The organism is Photobacterium nomapromontoriensis (assembly GCF_050336815.1).
Classification (GTDB): Bacteria; Pseudomonadota; Gammaproteobacteria; order Enterobacterales; family Vibrionaceae; genus Photobacterium; species Photobacterium nomapromontoriensis.
Map to the genome: position 1 here is coordinate 1 of NZ_JAKJSL010000060.1, position 17,105 is coordinate 17,105.

23 protein-coding genes are annotated in these 17,105 nt (G+C 45.8%); 9 read left to right on the top strand and 14 right to left on the bottom strand.

Annotated features, from left to right (window positions below):
• The first annotated feature begins 39 nt into the window (after nt 1-39).
• The 3 genes from L4D12_RS22980 to L4D12_RS22990 all read left to right on the top strand — a co-directional run bounded on the left by L4D12_RS22980 (nt 40) and on the right by L4D12_RS22990 (nt 2,501).
• Nucleotides 40-1,635, top strand: a complete 1,596-nt coding sequence (locus L4D12_RS22980) for a hypothetical protein (RefSeq protein WP_428450160.1) — start codon at nt 40-42, stop codon at nt 1,633-1,635.
• A 60-nt stretch (nt 1,636-1,695) separates the two neighbouring features.
• Nucleotides 1,696-2,001, top strand: coding sequence for a hypothetical protein (locus tag L4D12_RS22985; protein ID WP_428450161.1), 306 nt, complete (start codon nt 1,696-1,698; stop codon nt 1,999-2,001).
• Between the two features lie 215 nt (nt 2,002-2,216).
• Nucleotides 2,217-2,501: a hypothetical protein gene (locus tag L4D12_RS22990; protein ID WP_428450162.1), complete on the top strand. Its 285-nt coding sequence runs from the start codon at nt 2,217-2,219 to the stop codon at nt 2,499-2,501.
• Nucleotides 2,502-2,647: 146 nt separating this feature from the next.
• Here the strand turns inward: L4D12_RS22990 and L4D12_RS22995 are convergent, their stop codons facing one another.
• The 6 genes from L4D12_RS22995 to L4D12_RS23020 all read right to left on the bottom strand — a co-directional run bounded on the left by L4D12_RS22995 (nt 2,648) and on the right by L4D12_RS23020 (nt 6,509).
• Nucleotides 2,648-3,046: an H-NS family histone-like protein gene (locus L4D12_RS22995; RefSeq protein WP_428450163.1), complete on the bottom strand. Its 399-nt coding sequence runs from the start codon at nt 3,044-3,046 to the stop codon at nt 2,648-2,650.
• A 271-nt stretch (nt 3,047-3,317) separates the two neighbouring features.
• Nucleotides 3,318-3,857 (bottom strand): pilus assembly FimT family protein, encoded by a 540-nt coding sequence (locus L4D12_RS23000; protein WP_428450164.1) that lies wholly within the window; start codon nt 3,855-3,857, stop codon nt 3,318-3,320.
• Between the two features lie 60 nt (nt 3,858-3,917).
• Complete coding sequence (locus L4D12_RS23005) at nt 3,918-4,436, bottom strand: metal-dependent hydrolase (protein ID WP_428450165.1); 519 nt, start codon at nt 4,434-4,436, stop codon at nt 3,918-3,920.
• A complete protein-coding gene (locus tag L4D12_RS23010) occupies nt 4,433-5,194 on the bottom strand; it encodes a hypothetical protein (RefSeq protein WP_428450166.1) in 762 nt (253 codons plus the stop codon). The genes L4D12_RS23005 and L4D12_RS23010 overlap by 4 nt, the downstream gene beginning before the upstream one ends.
• Nucleotides 5,195-5,207: 13 nt before the next feature.
• A complete protein-coding gene (locus tag L4D12_RS23015; RefSeq protein WP_428450167.1) occupies nt 5,208-5,930 on the bottom strand; it encodes a hypothetical protein in 723 nt (240 codons plus the stop codon).
• 414 nt (nt 5,931-6,344) lie between these two features.
• Nucleotides 6,345-6,509, bottom strand: coding sequence for a hypothetical protein (locus L4D12_RS23020; protein WP_428450168.1), 165 nt, complete (start codon nt 6,507-6,509; stop codon nt 6,345-6,347).
• 548 nt (nt 6,510-7,057) lie between these two features.
• Here L4D12_RS23020 and L4D12_RS23025 point away from each other — a divergent pair.
• A complete protein-coding gene (locus tag L4D12_RS23025; protein ID WP_428450169.1) occupies nt 7,058-7,660 on the top strand; it encodes a recombinase family protein in 603 nt (200 codons plus the stop codon).
• Nucleotides 7,661-8,241: 581 nt separating this feature from the next.
• Here the strand turns inward: L4D12_RS23025 and L4D12_RS23030 are convergent.
• From L4D12_RS23030 to L4D12_RS23060, 7 genes are all read right to left on the bottom strand, one after another.
• Nucleotides 8,242-9,312, bottom strand: coding sequence for a replication initiation protein (locus L4D12_RS23030; RefSeq protein ID WP_428450170.1), 1,071 nt, complete (start codon nt 9,310-9,312; stop codon nt 8,242-8,244).
• A 497-nt stretch (nt 9,313-9,809) separates the two neighbouring features.
• Entirely contained in the window at nt 9,810-10,016 is a 207-nt protein-coding gene (locus tag L4D12_RS23035; RefSeq protein ID WP_428450171.1) for a hypothetical protein, read from the bottom strand.
• A gap of 42 nt (nt 10,017-10,058) precedes the next feature.
• Nucleotides 10,059-10,358, bottom strand: coding sequence for a hypothetical protein (locus L4D12_RS23040; RefSeq protein ID WP_428450172.1), 300 nt, complete (start codon nt 10,356-10,358; stop codon nt 10,059-10,061).
• Nucleotides 10,359-10,376: 18 nt separating this feature from the next.
• On the bottom strand, nt 10,377-11,153 hold the full coding sequence (locus tag L4D12_RS23045; protein ID WP_428450173.1) for a ParA family protein: 777 nt from the start codon (nt 11,151-11,153) through the stop codon (nt 10,377-10,379).
• A 250-nt stretch (nt 11,154-11,403) separates the two neighbouring features.
• Entirely contained in the window at nt 11,404-11,718 is a 315-nt protein-coding gene (locus L4D12_RS23050; protein WP_428450174.1) for a hypothetical protein, read from the bottom strand.
• A 59-nt stretch (nt 11,719-11,777) separates the two neighbouring features.
• Nucleotides 11,778-12,077 carry a hypothetical protein gene (locus L4D12_RS23055; RefSeq protein ID WP_428450175.1) on the bottom strand — a complete coding sequence of 100 codons (300 nt, stop codon included), beginning with the start codon at nt 12,075-12,077 and terminating at the stop codon, nt 11,778-11,780.
• Between the two features lie 18 nt (nt 12,078-12,095).
• Nucleotides 12,096-12,491, bottom strand: a complete 396-nt coding sequence (locus L4D12_RS23060) for a hypothetical protein (RefSeq protein WP_428450176.1) — start codon at nt 12,489-12,491, stop codon at nt 12,096-12,098.
• Between the two features lie 204 nt (nt 12,492-12,695).
• On the opposite strand from L4D12_RS23060, the gene L4D12_RS23065 reads away from it, so the two are divergent.
• Complete coding sequence (locus L4D12_RS23065; RefSeq protein WP_428450177.1) at nt 12,696-13,919, top strand: hypothetical protein; 1,224 nt, start codon at nt 12,696-12,698, stop codon at nt 13,917-13,919.
• A gap of 28 nt (nt 13,920-13,947) precedes the next feature.
• Nucleotides 13,948-14,175: a hypothetical protein gene (locus L4D12_RS23070; RefSeq protein ID WP_428450178.1), complete on the top strand. Its 228-nt coding sequence runs from the start codon at nt 13,948-13,950 to the stop codon at nt 14,173-14,175.
• A gap of 47 nt (nt 14,176-14,222) precedes the next feature.
• Here the strand turns inward: L4D12_RS23070 and L4D12_RS23075 are convergent, their stop codons facing one another.
• Entirely contained in the window at nt 14,223-14,663 is a 441-nt protein-coding gene (locus tag L4D12_RS23075; protein WP_428450179.1) for an SF0329 family protein, read from the bottom strand.
• A gap of 513 nt (nt 14,664-15,176) precedes the next feature.
• Between L4D12_RS23075 and L4D12_RS23080 the strand changes: the two genes are divergently transcribed.
• The 3 genes from L4D12_RS23080 (at nt 15,177) to L4D12_RS23090 (ending at nt 16,892) form a co-directional block, all read left to right on the top strand.
• Nucleotides 15,177-15,485 carry a hypothetical protein gene (locus L4D12_RS23080; protein ID WP_428450180.1) on the top strand — a complete coding sequence of 103 codons (309 nt, stop codon included), beginning with the start codon at nt 15,177-15,179 and terminating at the stop codon, nt 15,483-15,485.
• The gene (locus L4D12_RS23085; protein ID WP_428450181.1) at nt 15,482-15,811 is read left to right on the top strand and encodes a hypothetical protein; all 330 of its coding nucleotides are present in this window, start codon (nt 15,482-15,484) and stop codon (nt 15,809-15,811) included. The genes L4D12_RS23080 and L4D12_RS23085 overlap by 4 nt, the downstream gene beginning before the upstream one ends.
• Before the next feature lie 127 nt (nt 15,812-15,938).
• Entirely contained in the window at nt 15,939-16,892 is a 954-nt protein-coding gene (locus L4D12_RS23090) for a DNA-binding protein (RefSeq protein WP_428450182.1), read from the top strand.
• Nucleotides 16,893-17,105: the final 213 nt, after the last annotated feature.

A 17,105-nucleotide genomic window follows, 5' to 3' on the forward strand; every position in this document is an offset into this window, starting at 1 on the left:
CTATAGACTATAGAAGAATTATCGCAAGAAGAACTTAGGTTGTATTTAGGTGGTTCTGAAGATGAGTTCAAACTTATGTGCAGGTTACTTAACTATTATTTATATCTCGATGAATTGGGCTTTGTCAGTTGTAAGGGAAAAAAACTGAAAGACCCTATACTTAACACCATACGAGATAAATCTTATCTATTAAATGAACATCATGTATTAACTCGTAACCTGTTTTTTATCCCAACACTAAATCGAATAGGTATATGCGACAAAGAGGAGACATGGGTTAAAACCAGCCCTTTGTGCGTAATTTTGTCCTCTTTATCTGATAAAGAGAGAGCCTCTCGATTTGTAGAACTTCATCCTGCCTCACATTCAAAGGGGGCTCAACTTTCTAGAAAAAATAAAGTATGGTTTCAAGAGCACCGCCAATCTCTTGAGTCTTACCGTGAGATCATTTCAGAGTTCACAGGTGAGTCGTATACTAATTTTGAAGAATCGAGTCCATTCGACTTGTTCAAAGTGCTCTACCTATTAATCTCAAGCAATCAACTCTATGCTCTCAGTATTAAGCCTCTACTAAAATCTCTAAATAATAAACCATACGAGCCAATGTTTGATACTACCTACGACTTATCTTATATAGTGGACATAGTAGATAATGGTGAAAAGACAAAAAACATTAATTTTCTTAAGACTAGAGATAAAAATAATCCAAACCTTACTAAAGCAATTCTTAACGAATTACTTACTTATCTTTTGGATTCTTGTGAACCTAATAAAGCACGTAGCATAAGAGAAATATCCATTGGTATTAAATCACTCAAAACAGATCTTCTAGCTTTATATGATAATGGTTATTCGGATAGACACATAAAAAAAATAACATTTATGCAGTTAGAAAAACTGCTAAACCCTTTCACATCGCTAAGGATTGGGAAAAGCTTATTTGAAAAAATGTCGCTCGCAATGGTAATAAAAGATGTAGTTAATCAGCTTATTAGTGAGAAAGAAGTTTTATTGAAAGCATCAGCTTCTTATGATGAATGTAAGCCAACATTTAGTCATTACCAAAACAAAATCGCTCAAGATCTTATTTTTAAGCGTATATTGGATAATCGAAACTCGTTACCAGAAATAGGTGTATCAAAAAAACAGACTTCTAATAGCTTAAGTCACAGGAAAATATTGGCTATTTTTGGGCTCCATCACTATTTAAATAGTATTGGAATATTATCTGATAAGATGGATTTTGATACTGATGAAATAAGAGCAATTTTACTAATTGTATTCGATGAATCAGAACGAAGGACCCCTATATCTTTCATTAAAAATATTCCGTCAAGTGACAATTTAGGCTCTACGAGTACATGGAATTCTCTTCTGAGGTACTCCATTGCAGTTATGTTTTCCAGCGATACAAACCCCGATAAAACTGCTTCACATTTTATGCCTTATGTACACCAACTATTTTGGCAAGAGCGATATCAACAAGTACTTCGTCTAATGTATACCCCCGATAGCTACAACAGGTATGTAAGCTCAAAGCAATTATTATTAACAAATCTTATTGAGTTTCTTAACAACCCATCCGTTCTAACTAGAGAAAGGTTAATTTCCTATTTTTTTTCAATGAAAATCTAAGTCCATTTTGTCATTCTTCACTTAAAGCAAAAGAAAGTCGCTAGTCGAGTAGGCGGATTTATGGCGTTACGTTTGGTTGGAACGATCACAGCAAATGTTGAAATTAATGGTAAATGTAACGAGATTGTTATCTTGGCATCAGACTTTAGCCTAGAAGAGGGGGATATGAGACATCTTGGAGATGGAGATTATCAATATGAAGCCTTGTATATATATCATGGAGATGAATCTGAGATATCTTTTCAGGCAACTAATTTTCAGGGAAATGTTTCCATGTATCCATATATTATTAGTGGAAATATTGAAATTCTTGAAGACAATTTATCTATTGAAGCTTTAGATTTTGAAATCGATGATTACTTCTGAAGTCTACAGGGAGCAGGATTAACGGGTACTATGCGACAAAACGAGGATAGTGCCCTCTTTGACTCTTCTTTGAAAAAACAGTTCATCAAATTTTGATACTGACTTATTTATGTCTAGTTACTAGTTAGCTGATGTATTTCAAGTCTATTATATGAAATCGCTATTCCTAATTCATATTTATGATTAGGTTATGGTTATCAACGAGAGATATTTAAATGTTTGGAATATTTGATATTTTTAAAAGTAATTATCAACGACTTAAAGATTTAAGAGAGGTATACAGTGCAGATACTGTAGCAAGCATGGTTAATGATAGATTAAAAAAATTAAACGTTAATGAAACTGTTACAGGTGTCGAAATTGATGCTTTCTTGAAAATAACAAGGCTTGGTTCTGATCGAACTTTAGTTACTTTACCTGGATATCAGGCAGCAATGCGATTCAGTAGCATCGCTGAAAAAGCGGATTTGAGATTGCCTGAAGTTGGTAATTCACTATAAAGCCCGAAGTAAGAACCAACACGAGAAGGTCGCTCATAGCGGCCTTTCTTGTCTCTGGCGTTACATGATCACGCCTGTTCTGTGACAGGCAGAAAAAAGCCGCGTGTGTAGCCGCGGCTTTGAATTGGATGTTTTGGGCTTTATGACTAAATAAGAAATTCGTCTAAGCTGGCGCCTGCATCAAGTGCGTTCTTTAAAGTGCTTGGTGTACGGCCTTGGCCTGTCCATGTTTTTTCTTCACCGTTTTCGTCGGTGAACATATATTTAGCTTGGCGCACTGCGCGAGTTTTCTTAGGTGCTTTAGCCGTCATATCTAAAAGTTCTTCTGGGTCAATACCGTCAGATAGTAGCATTTGACGATACGCTTCTAATTTTTCTTCATGTTCTTTATTTGAAGCTTTAGCTTGTTCTTCTTCTGCGGTGCGCTCATTGACTACTTGATTCAGTTTTTCTAACGCTTCTTGTAGTTGTTCTAGTGTCATCGATTCACGAGCAAAAGCGCGAAGGCTGCGAATGTTCATTAATAGTTTTATGGCGTCTGTCATGGCTTCTGTTTTTACTCAATTAAATGATGTTGTATCTTACTATACAAGGTATCTTTTACCTATGTGCCTGGTCTAGTAGTCATTTATCCCCTCTTTTATGCTGGCTACCCCCCTGAGTTTACGGCTTTAAAATGCGCGATTTTGGTCACCCATAGGGCGTGAGTTCGGCGTGGTTACCCACAGAAAGTGTGGATAACAAATGTGTGACCAGTCATTAGAAGATGCATGTATCAATGTGCATGAAATTGAGTTTTATTGTGTGTTTTGTTGGTTACGCACACACATTTGCCCCGTACCATTTCCCGCCTACACCGCAACGGTATAGCCGGCCGAACAGGTTCATTTGCATGGTGATGGCTTTGTCGCTTTCTTTTTCAAAGGTTAGCCAATCCACTTTTACTTCGCCGTGCTGAAAATCAGGGTGGCCTTGTAGCTTGTCTATCTTCAGGCTGGCGTAGCTGTTGTGGCGTTTGATGTTCAGTCCTTTGAGGTTGCTCCCTTCTACAATGTATAGCGTGTTGCTGTTCGGGGTGCATGTGGTGGCGCTGGGATCGGTGGTCGCAATCACACACCAGTTGTTGGTTAGGGTGGCGGTATTGGTGAGTCCGATGGTGTGCAGGTAAACGTCTTTGCTGCGCATGACTGCTTCATATTTTGCTGTAACCAGTAGGCCGCGCAGTTCTGTGGTGGTGAGGTTGATGGTGTTGCTATTGAGTAGGTTACTAAAGCTAGGTGCGGCCATGGCGACCATGATGCTAAGAACGCTGATTGTGATCATCTGTTCTAAAAGTGTAAATCCCTGATTTTTCATTGCTAATCCTGTTACGTAAGTTATGCCTGTTTCATAAGTTACGTAGCTTATGAAAGTTGCTTAAATGAGTTTGAATCGGTTTGCTTTCCACTCTGCGGCGTCTATCAGGCCGTTGTCGTAGTAGCCGCCCCAGTCAAAGAAGAACGGGCTAAAGCTGCCGCTGCCGGTCAGGTGGCTTAGGCCGATGCAGGCGATGATCACGGCTGCGGAAATGGCGTATTCAATCGGATCGCCGGTGCGAAATCGGCCGCCGAACAGGTGGAAGCGCCGATCGCTGTAGGGGGTGAACGGAACCCCTGTGACGGTCATGGCATCGGTCAGAATATGGCTGACCCCGCCCCAGGCGAATGCCATTAATATGCCGTGGTAATCCCAGACGAAGGTGAAGGCGATGGCGGCAATGAGCCAGTGGGTGAATATGTGGGTGGGGCCGCGGTGCTTGATGTTGCGGCCTAGGGCTTTGGCGATGTATTCCATCCAGTCCGGGGCGGTTGCGCCGGCAACACAGGCGGCGACGTGGGGTGGGGAGATCACTGCGCATATCGCGCCGGCGATCAGGGTGTGGTTGAGCCATTTCATTGGCGGCGCTCCTGCGGTTGTTGTGCGGTTTGGGGGGGTGGGGGCAGGAAGGCGATGTTTTTCAGGTATTGGTTCACTCGCTCGCTGCTTATGTTGTCGCACATTGAGATCAGCGCAAGGCGGTTTTCGATGACTTTGGCTTCAAATTTCAATATGTCGCGTTGGGCGGTGGCGACTTTCTCTAAGAATCCGACTTGTTCGGTGATGTTGGCGATCCCTTGTTTGACTCGGGCTTGCGAGCGAGCTTCCATCGCGAGGTAAATCCCCATCTCTCGGTAGGCATGGTTGCGGTTGGCCAGCGCTTGAACAAAGTCGGCGACTTGCTTGGCGGTGCCGACGCGGCGCTTGTGCTCCCATTCTCGTTCGCGGGCTTGTTCTGTGGTGGAGTACAGCGGCATTTCGCCGACGATGCCGATGTAGTGGTCGGTAATTTGCGGCCAGTCGCTGGCATTATACTGGTCGACGCTGCTGCGCATGCCGGCGACGAGGTTGACGTTTATTTTGAACTTGGTTTTCTCTGGGTAGCAGCGGGTGATGGTGAGGTAGATATCATCGGGGTTGACTCTGGGGGCCGCCTGCAGTGCCGGTACGGCGGTATGGAAGTCGGGGCTTGTGCCTTTCAAGGTCGGCAGCTCAAACGGTTTTATATTCGGGGTACGGGTATCAGGCTGTTGCCAGGGAAGCTCGATGGGCCAGTCGGTGGCGGGTTCGCTGTCGGTCTGTGCATGAATTCCCCCGGCGGCGAGGGTTAGAAGCATCAGGGGGAGTGTCCTAGTCCGCACGGGTCGATCTCCGGCCTGTTCCCAGCATCTGCAACCCGCCGACGATGGCACCCACTTCCCATGCACCCGCCACCACGCACATGGCGACCAGGAACCAAATTAAGGCTTTGGTCGTGTCGTAGCTCACATCGCTGGCTAGGCTCGTGCGCTGTGGGTCGCGGCGCTCGATGATCGGGCGGATAGAGGGGGGCAGGCGGCCTTCCTCGCTGGCGGCGATCAGCCATAGTTTTGATGACATCAGGCATTTGCGGCAGATCTGGGCTTTGCGGCCGGTCAGCTTGTGCGCATCGTCGATGAATAGCATGGCCTGGCTGTCGAGCAGGTAATCAGCCAGTAGATCGGCTTTCAGCTGCAGGTTGAGCTTGGGCCACGGGGTAGCGTTCTCCTGCCCATGGGTATACTCGGCATACCAGGTATCTATCCCCTTCACCTCGACCCAGCTCGACAGCGGCATGAGCCCTTCCAGAACCACGGGCTGTGGTTTCCGGCCCCAGATCTCATGGCGGTTGTCCCTGAGCCGCTGTAGCCAGCGGCTTTTTCCCGAGTCGTGCGCGCCGGTGATCAGCTGGCACTCCTTGCGCCGTAGGCTGGTTTCTAGCCGGGTGTGACTGGGGGCGAATTTGCGCGGGGCATCGACAATCAGTGGGGTGATGTAGCGGCTGCCGTCTTTGCGGGTTCGCTTGCTGTCTGTTCGGAGTTTTAAGAAACGCATCGCTCTGCTCGTGAGGGAAAACGGTACCTTACCCTATGCGCAAAACGTATGGGAACGGGATGTGGATCCGTTTGAGGTGCTTCACCCTTCGGTGTAATTACGCTGTCTGTAGACAGCGCGGGGCGGCTTGGTTGGCTGTCCGAGCATCATCTGAATTTTTCGTACAGCACAAAAATTTTTTTATCAAAACTAAGGGGTAAACAATTCAGGGTGGTGGTTGATGAGATTGGGGGATGAGGGTGTCCGAGAATAACGACCGTTTATTTCGGACAGGCAATAGCAGTCATTAGACGGGGGCTGGGTGATGCCGCACCTATGCGTTAGCATCAATCAATAACCGTTCCATCTTTTGGTTGTCTATCTGTTTGGTTGTTCAACGTTATGCTTTATCAGGTGCGATGGTTCTACGACAGATTAGTTTGGGCTGGGCATAGTCGCACGGTTCGCCACTACCGCTGCAGGTTTGGGCGTTACTCCATTCCATTTCAAGGTTGGTTTGCGAGAGTCGGTTTCGACATCAATCAGACCTAACAACCAGGCATCAATATTGTGGTGATCGTCAATCACCCATTGCGCCATACCTGTTTATCACTGCACTTAACAACACCATAAGCGCAGTACGTCCCCGCCAAGACGGCATTACGTTGTCACGTATTTAGTTAGCTTTCATTGTGTTGTTTACCAATGGCCACCCATTTATTTAACGTCGCTGGCGTGGGGTTACCCGCTACGACAAAAGGTTTAATACGTTACCTTTGTTTTTGTGATGGGAATCATGAGGATGAGTTGATACGACTGCAGTTAAGCAGCATAATGGAGGGGTTATTTTTTCATAGCTCCCCTTTGACTTAGTCACTGCGCCAACAGTGCTCTAAGCATCAACCACATCCCTGTCTACCCGATAGCGCCTCCTCCGGCGTAAAAATGAACGCCCTACACTACATAGATGATGATTACAGTCATGTTACAGCGGGTTATAACGCGGGATGTTTCCGATGAAGCTGCAATACTATTTTTGTTAGTTACAGAGAGTTGTAATGTTCAGCACTTTCTAATGCACTATAACTTTTTCTGTTTGAAACAACTAGACGATCGCTGTGATCAATAACCACATAAAAGGCTTACTTATGACTTCCTATGCTTATTTACGCATTTCAACCGATGCTCAGGATGTGAACAATCAAAAACACGGTATTCTTGAATATGCTAACCGTATGGGTTTAGTGAACTTAGCCTTTGTAGAAGATGCCGTGTCAGGTGCCAAGAAGTGGCGTCAACGGCGATTAGGTTTAATGCTCGAGGAAATGACTCGCGGTGATGTACTGATTTTTTCGGAGGTCACTCGTATGGCCCGCTCTACTATCCAGGTACTCGAAATCTTGGAGTACTGCATGGATAAAGAAATAACGGTCCATATCGCTAAGCAAAACATGGTGCTTGATGGTTCAATGCAATCGAAGATCATTGCGACCATCTTAGGGCTTGCGGGCGAGATAGAACGTGAGTTTATACGTCAGCGAACCAAAGAAGCATTAGCCGCCAGAGTCGCTAGAGGGATCAAACTAGGTCGTCCTAAAGGTAAAGCGGCTCGGTTAAAGCTTGATGATAAACGTGATGATATCGAAAAGTATTATAAGATGGGATTGAGTCTAAGAGAGATAGCGAAGCTATTAGATATCGCATCAAGTACTTTGAGTGACTATATAAAAATCAGAGAGTTAACGCGATAGATGTATTACATTTGTAATACACTATTGCTTTTTTGTTTAAAAAAGAAATGAAAAAGATGACTATTTTTATCGATTGTGGGCAACTGCGTAAATCTTTGATTTTCCAGTTATCCACAATGACTATAAAGATCTATATAAACTATAAAGATCTATAAAGACTATAAGATCTATAAGATCTATAGGCTTTGTAACTTACTGAAAATAAAGATAAAAAAAGCAATTAAATGACACATTTTAGGTGCTCAAGCAACACATTTTAGGTGCTCAGGCGACATTTTTTAGGTGTTTGTGATCCTATTTTAGGTGTTTAGATGACATTTTTTAGGTGTTTGTGATCCTATTTTAGGTGTTTAGATGACACATTTTAGGTGTGTTCCCCTCTGTTCTTGGGGATAAAGCGCGTTTTTAAGCTGCTCAATGTTAAAAGTGACCTTTTTTAGGTCTGTCTTTATCAATAGATGACATGTTTTAGGTTTTAATCTCGTTTTACACCTAAAATGTGTCCTATATCTCACTACGTCGTTCTAAGTCGCATGGCTGGATATGGCTCACCCTAAAAAGTGTTACCTATTGACGTGTTTTTAATATTCAGGGTTACCGCTGACTTCACTTAGCGTATCGATCTTATCTAAGAAAGCATCAAGATCGTCTTGTGGTTCGGGCTCTGGCTCTGGGGTGAAATGACGCTTGGCCAAGGTTTCTTCAATCTTCGCCGCTTTGTCGTCTTTGCCAATGTACCGATAGGCAATGGCGAGGGTTTCTAGTTCCCCGTCCGAGAGCTTAACGTTCCCCTGTAACCGCTTGAGCTCGAGTTCCTTAATGGTTTTGATGGCATCATGTTGGTTGAGCTCATCCACCGTCCCCAGCTTGAGCCAGCGAAACAGGAATTTAATGCCGGTGATGTGTCGTCCTTTCTTCACCAACTCAAAACCGAGATCGCCTTTGCCGCTATCGATGAACAGTAATTCCTTTTTTATTTGCGGGTGCTCAGAGAGATCTTTGATGCTTTGGCGGATACAGCGTTTCATGAACACGCTGTTGTTCTTGAATGAGCTTTTGTCTTTCTTGATTTTCCCTGCTTCATCCAGCAAGCCAAACACGCCCTTAAGCTCTTGTAGGCTCTGCGTGTGCATTTCGTAGCCCTTGCTCTTAAATCGGCTTAGAAGCTCATACAGGCGTTTTGAGTACTCTTTCTTAACATTGAAAAAGTTACGGGTATTGATCAGCGCAAAACCGTGGTTGTATTCGATGTATTCCGATTTGAGCATGTCATTTGGCACCATGGTCAACACACCGTTCTTGTAGGCGATATGTTTGAACAGTGGCCGGTAGTCAAATTCGGTTTCGCCCTTCGCGTTTTCGAGCTTGATCCCAATCTTACGGCTAGCAAGTCGATTAGCTACTGGGCTGAGGTTACTACCAATGTGTTTAGGCTCTAGATCTAACCATTCGGAGAGTTGGTGCGAGGTGAACTCGTAATGGGGGGTGCTGTGATCCCAGTCGTCGCTCTTCATTTGTGCAATCATCAATGCAAACATATCCGCCTCTCTGGCTGATAAATCCTGGCGGCTGAAAACGAGCTGATGGCCTTTTTTGATATGCTTAGGGAGATTGTTGCTCACGACGGGGTAGTAATATTCTTCGATGCTCACAAGCGCTGTCCATAGATTACATGACTCGTCTTAGTATGACACAATCTAGGTGTTTGTTATAGGTTAACACCTAGATTGTGTTATCTGCCATGTGTTGTGTTTTATTTGCATAAAGCGTTTATTATCAACTGGTTGGTTGATATGATGTATTACAAAGGTAATACATCATTTGTTTTTGCTTGAGAAGTAATAGCCGACAACTGAACCAATAATTGCACTGGTAAATGCGAGTAATTAAGAAAAGTGCTTACTCTCTGTAACAAGCGCTATCGATAAAAGTGCAAGCAGGAAAAAGATTAAAGAAATAGCCAATAAAGGAGCAATGCGCTTGTTCATGCGATCTGTTGTTGGCTCAGCCATGCCTTGATGCCGTGAGTCCGGCCATTCGTTGATTCGACTGTTGATGTATTTTATCCCCAGTTCATCATGGCTCTTGTACCCAGCAAGATAGCCATGATTTTCGACAATGGTATGTCATAAGGTAACGAGATTTGTACTCACATTCTTACCTTAATATTGATAAATGGCCGCCACTGGGGAAACTGGTAAGCAAACCTTAGCTTCTCTCCACCGGTGATCTTGTCAGGATCACCAACCGATATGGTAACGTTATCAGAAATGCGGCAGTAGATGTTGCTAAAGGCCAGTATGGCTACCGCGCCCAGTGTCCATAAGCTTATGATTTGATCGTGTGTTAATTCCATACTGCACCTTTCCTCCTACAGCGCATCCACTATATGGCGGTGCTAGTTCGCCTCGTTGATGGCCTTGATCAGCGCCTTCTGGTTGAGCTTGCCACGCATCTTAATTAACCCACGCAATAGTTTGGCACTGGTGATCTTCTTGCCGGTCGCCTCGCTCAGCTCTTCCAGCCACAGAGCCAGCTCGGCCTTGTCGTTCTCCGGCAGCCGCATCGGTACTGGTGCCGTGCCGGTCGTGACATTGCGGCGGGTGCCGACAGTGGTGATCTTCTTCGGCTCGGTTTCTGCCTCGGTCTTGCGCTGGCTGCGACGGTTTAGGGCCGTCATCCCTTTAAGTTTTGTCATAGGTATGTATTACATTTGTTATACATTAAGTCTTGCGGTAACTTCTTCTGCAAGGGCTTTGTAGTCATTGAGTGCTGTCGAGCCTGGCTTGTAGGTCAGCAGCGGCTCGGAGCTTACACTGGCCTGTCCTATCGCCTCGGTACGGCGGATGGTAGTTGCCATGACCTTGCCCTCCAGCGCGTTGAGCTGCTCGTCGAGGAAGTTGTTGATCAGCTTGTTGGCCTTGGCGTACTCGTTGCGGAATACCGCAAAATTGACATCGTCAGTCTCCTTCACCTCCTCCAGAGCATCTAGCAGATCGGCCAGGCCGTTGAGCGAGAATGAGCCGCCGTCGACGGGGATCAGGAACAGGTCGGCGGCCATCATGGCGTTGACCGAGGTGAGGCTTAGGTTCGGCGGGCAGTCCAGCAGCACCACGTCGAAATCATCGCGCAGGGTATCGAGCTGCTTGAGCAGGATGCGCTCACGATGGACCTTGGTCAGGCTCTGCTCGATCACTCGGCTGAGGCGGATATCGGTCGGGCACAGCGACAGGTTGGCGAGGTTGTCGCCGCCGGCCTGAGCCGGGATGATGGCCTCGCGGATCGGGTGCTTCTTGGCGGACTCGAACACGTCCGAGATGGTGGTGCAGAACTCGAACTGGCCGCCGCTCAGTACCACGGTCAGGTTGGCCTGCGGGTCGAGGTCGATGGCGAGGGTGCGCTTGCCTTCTCTGGCGAACTGCGCGCTAAGGTTGATGGCGGTGGTGGTCTTGCCGACGCCGCCCTTCTGGTTGATGACTGCGATGACTTTCACGTAATAGCTCTCTCTTTTGGTGTATTACAAATGTAATACATTATTAGGGTCATGTTCAAGCGAATTTATTGCTGGGTGAGTGGCCGTTTCGAGCAATGACCCATGCCGAGTTCAGCGAGTTAAGGTGCGCGGTTACTCGCAAGTTCAGGATAAGCAGGGAGGGGGTAATTATCGGTTATCAACGGGACACCATAAAAAACATCGGCCAGCGGGTGGCATCTCTCTGTTACGGTCGCCGAGAGCGCGGGCGTCAACGAGAGACCGAGACCCTGAACGCCAGCTCACCCTCTTTCGTTATGCAGATCATGTCGCCTTCGGATAAATGGTATTTCTTGTAGAACCGGGAGGTCTGTCCGCGTGCCATGCGCAACAAGCGTTTGCTTCCATCGATATCTGTCATTACGGTTTCACCTGTTCCATCAAAACTGACACTGAATTTGCTGCCCGCCACGGCTTTGTTCTTCCCTCCCCATGAGCTTGCCGGGAAAAGCGTACAGTTGGCCGGGATATAAAAATGACCATTGTTTATATTTCCGTTCGTGATTTTTAGGTGTAACTGTTCCATCTTAAACTCCGTTTTACATATTTGATAACAACGATATTGATTGCAGAATCATCTAGGTACTAACGATGCAGATATTGTTCTATCCGCTTGGCCAGCTCGTCTAAATCGCCTTGTGTTAATGCGGTGGTACTGAGTGATGCGAGTATATTGGGCTGTTCCAGCTTTGCCCGGATAAAATGATCAATACGCTGGTCGACTGCATCATCTGGGACGCCTTCGATAATGGCGTTAATGATGTCCTCCTGGCGTAATGCGATGCCTTTTCGTCGATATGCTTGCTTTATGTCATATAGCTTTTTTGATGCTAAAGCCGTTAAATGCATATTCGCTCTCACCGCACGATAGTTTTTATCGGCCATCCCTCTATCCCTCGTCAATTAAGCGGCTAGCTCAAGAAAAAGTTGCGTTAACCTGTCGGTGGTACTTTCACCGAGTGTTGGCTCCTTGGTGCCTACATGCATGCGATAAAGCGCGATGATAGCTTGTTCATTCGGTGACAGTGTGGTGTTGTTTTTTTGAATAAATTCAAATACCTCCGGCTCGTACTCCTCCAGTGCGATATTCATTAGCTTGACTGGGCAGAGGTTCAGCGCGTTCGCTAACGGCGCTATCCTATTCAGTGCAACTCGCGATTTCCCTTGCTTTATCATCGTGAGGTTGTTGGATGTCGTATACCCCGCTTCTTTGGTTATTTCACTCTGTAACTTTGGTGATATGGAAATCGCGGCATTAATGTACTGCGCTAGGCGGCTGTGTGTTTTTTGCTGGGTCATACGGGGAATCCTGAGTAAGTGCTGATGTATCTATTAATAAATCTTTCGCCGAAAATTAAAACAATAATAAGGCTAAAATGTGATGTTTTACGGGTTTTTTAGGTGATTTTTTTTCTTTGGTCTTTTATTTTAATAAAAAATTGACCAGTATTTATTTTGCGGTATTGTGTATGACATACCTATCAGACGCTAAGGAAAATAAGCATGATTGAATTATTACTCAATCAGGAGTTCATTGAAGAAGGTAAAAACGGTCTGCATGAGGCCTTATTGTGCAGTGATGATATCGGTCGTTTTGCGGCCAAGCAGTTGTACTTAGAAGATATTGAAATGTGTGCTGGTGATAATGAGGATTATTTGACATCGATGTACATGCTTAACCAGCAAGTAGAGCACTTAGGAGCGTTATTAACGTCATTAAAAAAGATAGACCCTACTGGTACGATTAGCGCCGACACTGTTGATGACATGTTATTTAAAACAAAGTCCTATGCAACATTATGTGCGTTAGTTTATGCCATTGGACAGCAACAAAATAATGAACTCCCTTTTGAACACACAGACTTTGAAGATCTTAAACCTAATTGTGATGATCTTAACCGGCTTGTTAGCCGGGATGAGAATAAACTCAGCAAAGTGCTTTCGGAAGATGAGTTTGCAGCGTTTGGTGATGATTACTCCGCCATGCTCAAATGGGCGGGGGATCCCGCGCGTCGCTTCACGCAAGTACCTCCCCCGGGACGATACCCAGTCACTGACCCATATATTGCCTATGACTTCTCTGACTTGGCTGAAACTAAAGGGCTGATTATGCCAGTGCTTGAAAGTAAGCTAGCGCTTCGCAGTCAGGCGCTTTCAAAATCACTCAAAGAGGTACTCGGTGATAAAGGCTCACTTGAGCGCTACTGCTGTGATCGTACCGGCATATTAAGCCTGAGCTTGGCACTTAAGTTCGATTATAAGGCTTTCCTTCCATGGTTAGATAAAGCCCTCAGCGAGCAATACCGTAATACCAGTAAAGTGCTCGCTGGGTTGATCTCTAATACCGCATCTGAGGATAAACGTATCTACCGTGAAGATATAGTAGAGCACTTTTCACTTTCTGATAGAGATATTGTTCCTCACCCTGCCAACAAGGCAACGAGCAAACTGGTACCGTTCCTATGTGTCCGTAAGAAGTTTGTGATTGCAGTTGAAATGACCAAGTACGGCAGTATCTTCATGCCCCGGTACTGCGTAGGCACCGATATTTACACTGAGTTGCCTGACGGTATGTGCAAGCTCTATGCTCCCGTCACACCATCGGCCTCGCCCTACGGCCGTAACAGTAACTTGCGACAAATCCCTGAGCTGGCATGGTGTGAGCTGGTGAAGGTGAAAGTACGCACGCAGCACGAGCTAGACAGGGTCATGAAGTTAATCGAATAGCCGAAACGGCTCGAGCGGAGTTTCAACGATGGATAAAAAAAATAACCACATTCACCGTCGCCTGGGGTATCTAAAAGCCCATGATATGCCGTGTGAGATCGCCACCGTTTCCGGCAAATCATTCAATGGCGTGGTCGTCAGTTTTGATGACATGGCTATTGTCCTGCGTCCAGCCGACAGCAGCGATCCTGCCGATCTGATGACAGTGACCATGTTCGGCCTAGAAAGTATTACCTCAGGAAGGAATAGCCCGTGAAGCGGCGCGGACTGAGGGTGCGAAATGTATTACAAATGTAATACATTTTATGCGGTTCCAAGCCGCGCAGCGACGACCTTCGCGGCGGCGGTATCGCATTCCCCAAGCGCACCCAGCCGCCTTGTTCCGATCCGGCGGTCGGCGGCACGCAGGATATCGGTCAGCCCCCAGTAGTCATGATCGAACTGCCTATTGAGCAGCGCATCCCTCGGGGTATCGATATAGTCCCGGATCAGCGACGAAATGGCCGAGACGTCATTTAGATAGGGGTAGAGTCCCGGCTCCTCCCTCTCCGGGTGAGCCGTGCCGGTAAAGTCCCTCGGGTAGTCCCAGATGGTTTCCTTGTTCAGGGTGATCCAGTAGCGGGGGCAGTCGGTGCTTCCCCGCTGGCTCTTCATCCGGAATACCCGGCACTGGATCTGCAGATCCAGCCCATCGGCCCTCAGCAGGTAGAGTTCTTTCTGGAGCTTGCTCCACGGTCTGCTCATGCGTATGTGTCCTGTTTGACCAATATTACCCGTTGTTACGCGGTTTTTGATCCCGATAGGGTGTATTGGTGTGTTCGTATTTTCCAACGGTGTATTGGGTTAACTTACCTGCTTTTAATATTTGTTAGTAGCTAATCCTGCTTTATTTCACTCCTCTCCTGCAGTCGTGCCTCCTTGGTATCGGTGTTCAACCAAGCCAAAACGACGCTTCGCAAATGTCTTGGCCCATTCGGGTAACAATCAGGGCTATTAAGTTCAAAAGCTAAACCAAGAGCAACAGCTTTCGCTTGTTGTGCCAAGTGTTGCTAAGGCTGGTTCCGTTTCCATGTGCAGGTTCGTTTTTTCTGCTCTGCTTACTCACCTTGTTTACGCTGGCTTTAACGTTGCAGCAGCAGAACCTTTAAAACAAGGGTGAAATGCACGCTACGCGCCCTTGTTTCAAAGAACCAATGCTGTGCCTCGGAAAGCCTAGGCGAAAACGGCGATGAGCAACCATTCACTAAGGAGAAAACGATGGCACATTCCAACTCACACCAACCAAGCATCACTAAGGCACAACAATCGAGCAGCGTATCACCGCTGCATCACTCAGGCTCTACAACGATGATCGACTGTTCGGTGGAGTATCAAATCGATAAACAGCTCTATCAACTCTATGAGAATCTACGCGCTTGCGATCCGAGTGTATTCGTTATGGTTAAGGCGCTGAATGTGGTCTTGCGCCAATATCCGGCATTAGGGCCAATGATTGGTACTTGTCATGATCTTGAATGTTTTATTGAAGCGATAGAGGAATACGAATCAAATACGAAGGGGCTATGATGAGCCAGCCATATTATATGAACATTGCTAGAACCATTTTAGGGCAATTAGGCGGTAATCGATTCATTACAATGACAGGTGCGCGTAAATTTGTAGCTATTTCAGATCCTGGGCTGCAATTTGATTTACCTGTTAATGCTGGAGCACGGGATAAGGTGACGCGGTTACGTATCGTGTTAGATCCCAGTGATACCTATACGGTTATCAGTTATCGCAAACAGCGAAATCAGTTGGAGTATTCTGAGGCCGCAAGGCAATCGGGGATCTACTGCGATATGTTAGAAGAGACATTTACTGAAATGACGGGGTTATATACGTCGTTATAGCTTTGGTGATATGAGCCACGGAAGTGGCTTTTTTTGTCTTTAATAAACGAACGAACAGTGTTCGTTCGTTGTTATTGTTCGCTTGTTCGATTATAATTAATGCATATTGATAGGAGTTGGTGGTTATATGAGCGTTTCTCTAAGCGGTAATCAGTTACAAGATAAAGTAACCATGATTTGTAATGATCTTTATGCCAAAGGTCAGAAAGTCAGTGTGCGTATTGTGTTGTCGCTATTGCCTGATGTGAGCAGTACCAGCACGGTTCACAAATATTACAAAGCGTGGAAAGACGAGTTAGAAGCGAATCAAAAATCATTGCTCGAAAAGATGGGTTTTTCTGAAGAGTTTACCCGTGTTTTCATGGCTGAAATCACCCGCCATGCTACCGAAGCAGAACGCCGCTACCGTGAGATCGCGGAAGATGCCAAAGAACAAAGCCTGATCGCTATCGATGACTTAGAGCGTGCTGAAGAGCGCTTATATAAGCAAACCGCACTGCTTGAGCAACGTGAAAAACGCATTAAAGAGGTGGAGGCCGAGCTTTCACAGGCCGACAAGTCACAGCAAGCCATCACCCAAGAATTACGCCAACAGATTGAATCATTGACCGAACAACTGAATGATTCCACGGCAAGCAATGAGCGTCTACGTACTGAACTGGCGAAAAATGAATTACTGCTTGAGAGTAATAAAGAGCTTGTGACATCAACCAAAACGCAAAATACGGAATTGAACGATCAGATCAAACAGCTAAATGCTGAGGTGGTTGAACTGTCGAAAACCAATACCCGCCTAGAGTCATCACAAGAAAGTAAGCTAGAACTGATTGAAGAGCTTAAAGACAGTAAGAAATCGGTACAGGCACAAAATCAGCAGCTGGATCGTGACTTGCGCGAGATCCAGCAAGAGCGCAATACATTACAAGCGTCACTATCCGATCTGAAATCAACAAACTCAACGAATGCGCAACGTTTGGAGCAATCACAGTCAGAAGTGGTTGAGCTGAAAACCAATATTAGGCAGCACGTTGAAACTATAAAGCATTATGAGTCGCTTTATTCTCAAGAGAATAAAAAATAAATAGTGAGTAGCGCCTTGATCATTGTTCGAGGCGCTTAACTGTGGGCGCTTATACTCGATCTTATATATCAGCTGGTAAGTCACGACTAGCTCGTACCAACGACTTGCTGGTATCGTAATTCATAGCTGGACAGAAATGAGTTAGGGTAAATCCAAGTAGATGTCTTTGATGTTTTAGAACATTGACCGCTGGCTCAGCCAAGAGAATACTAT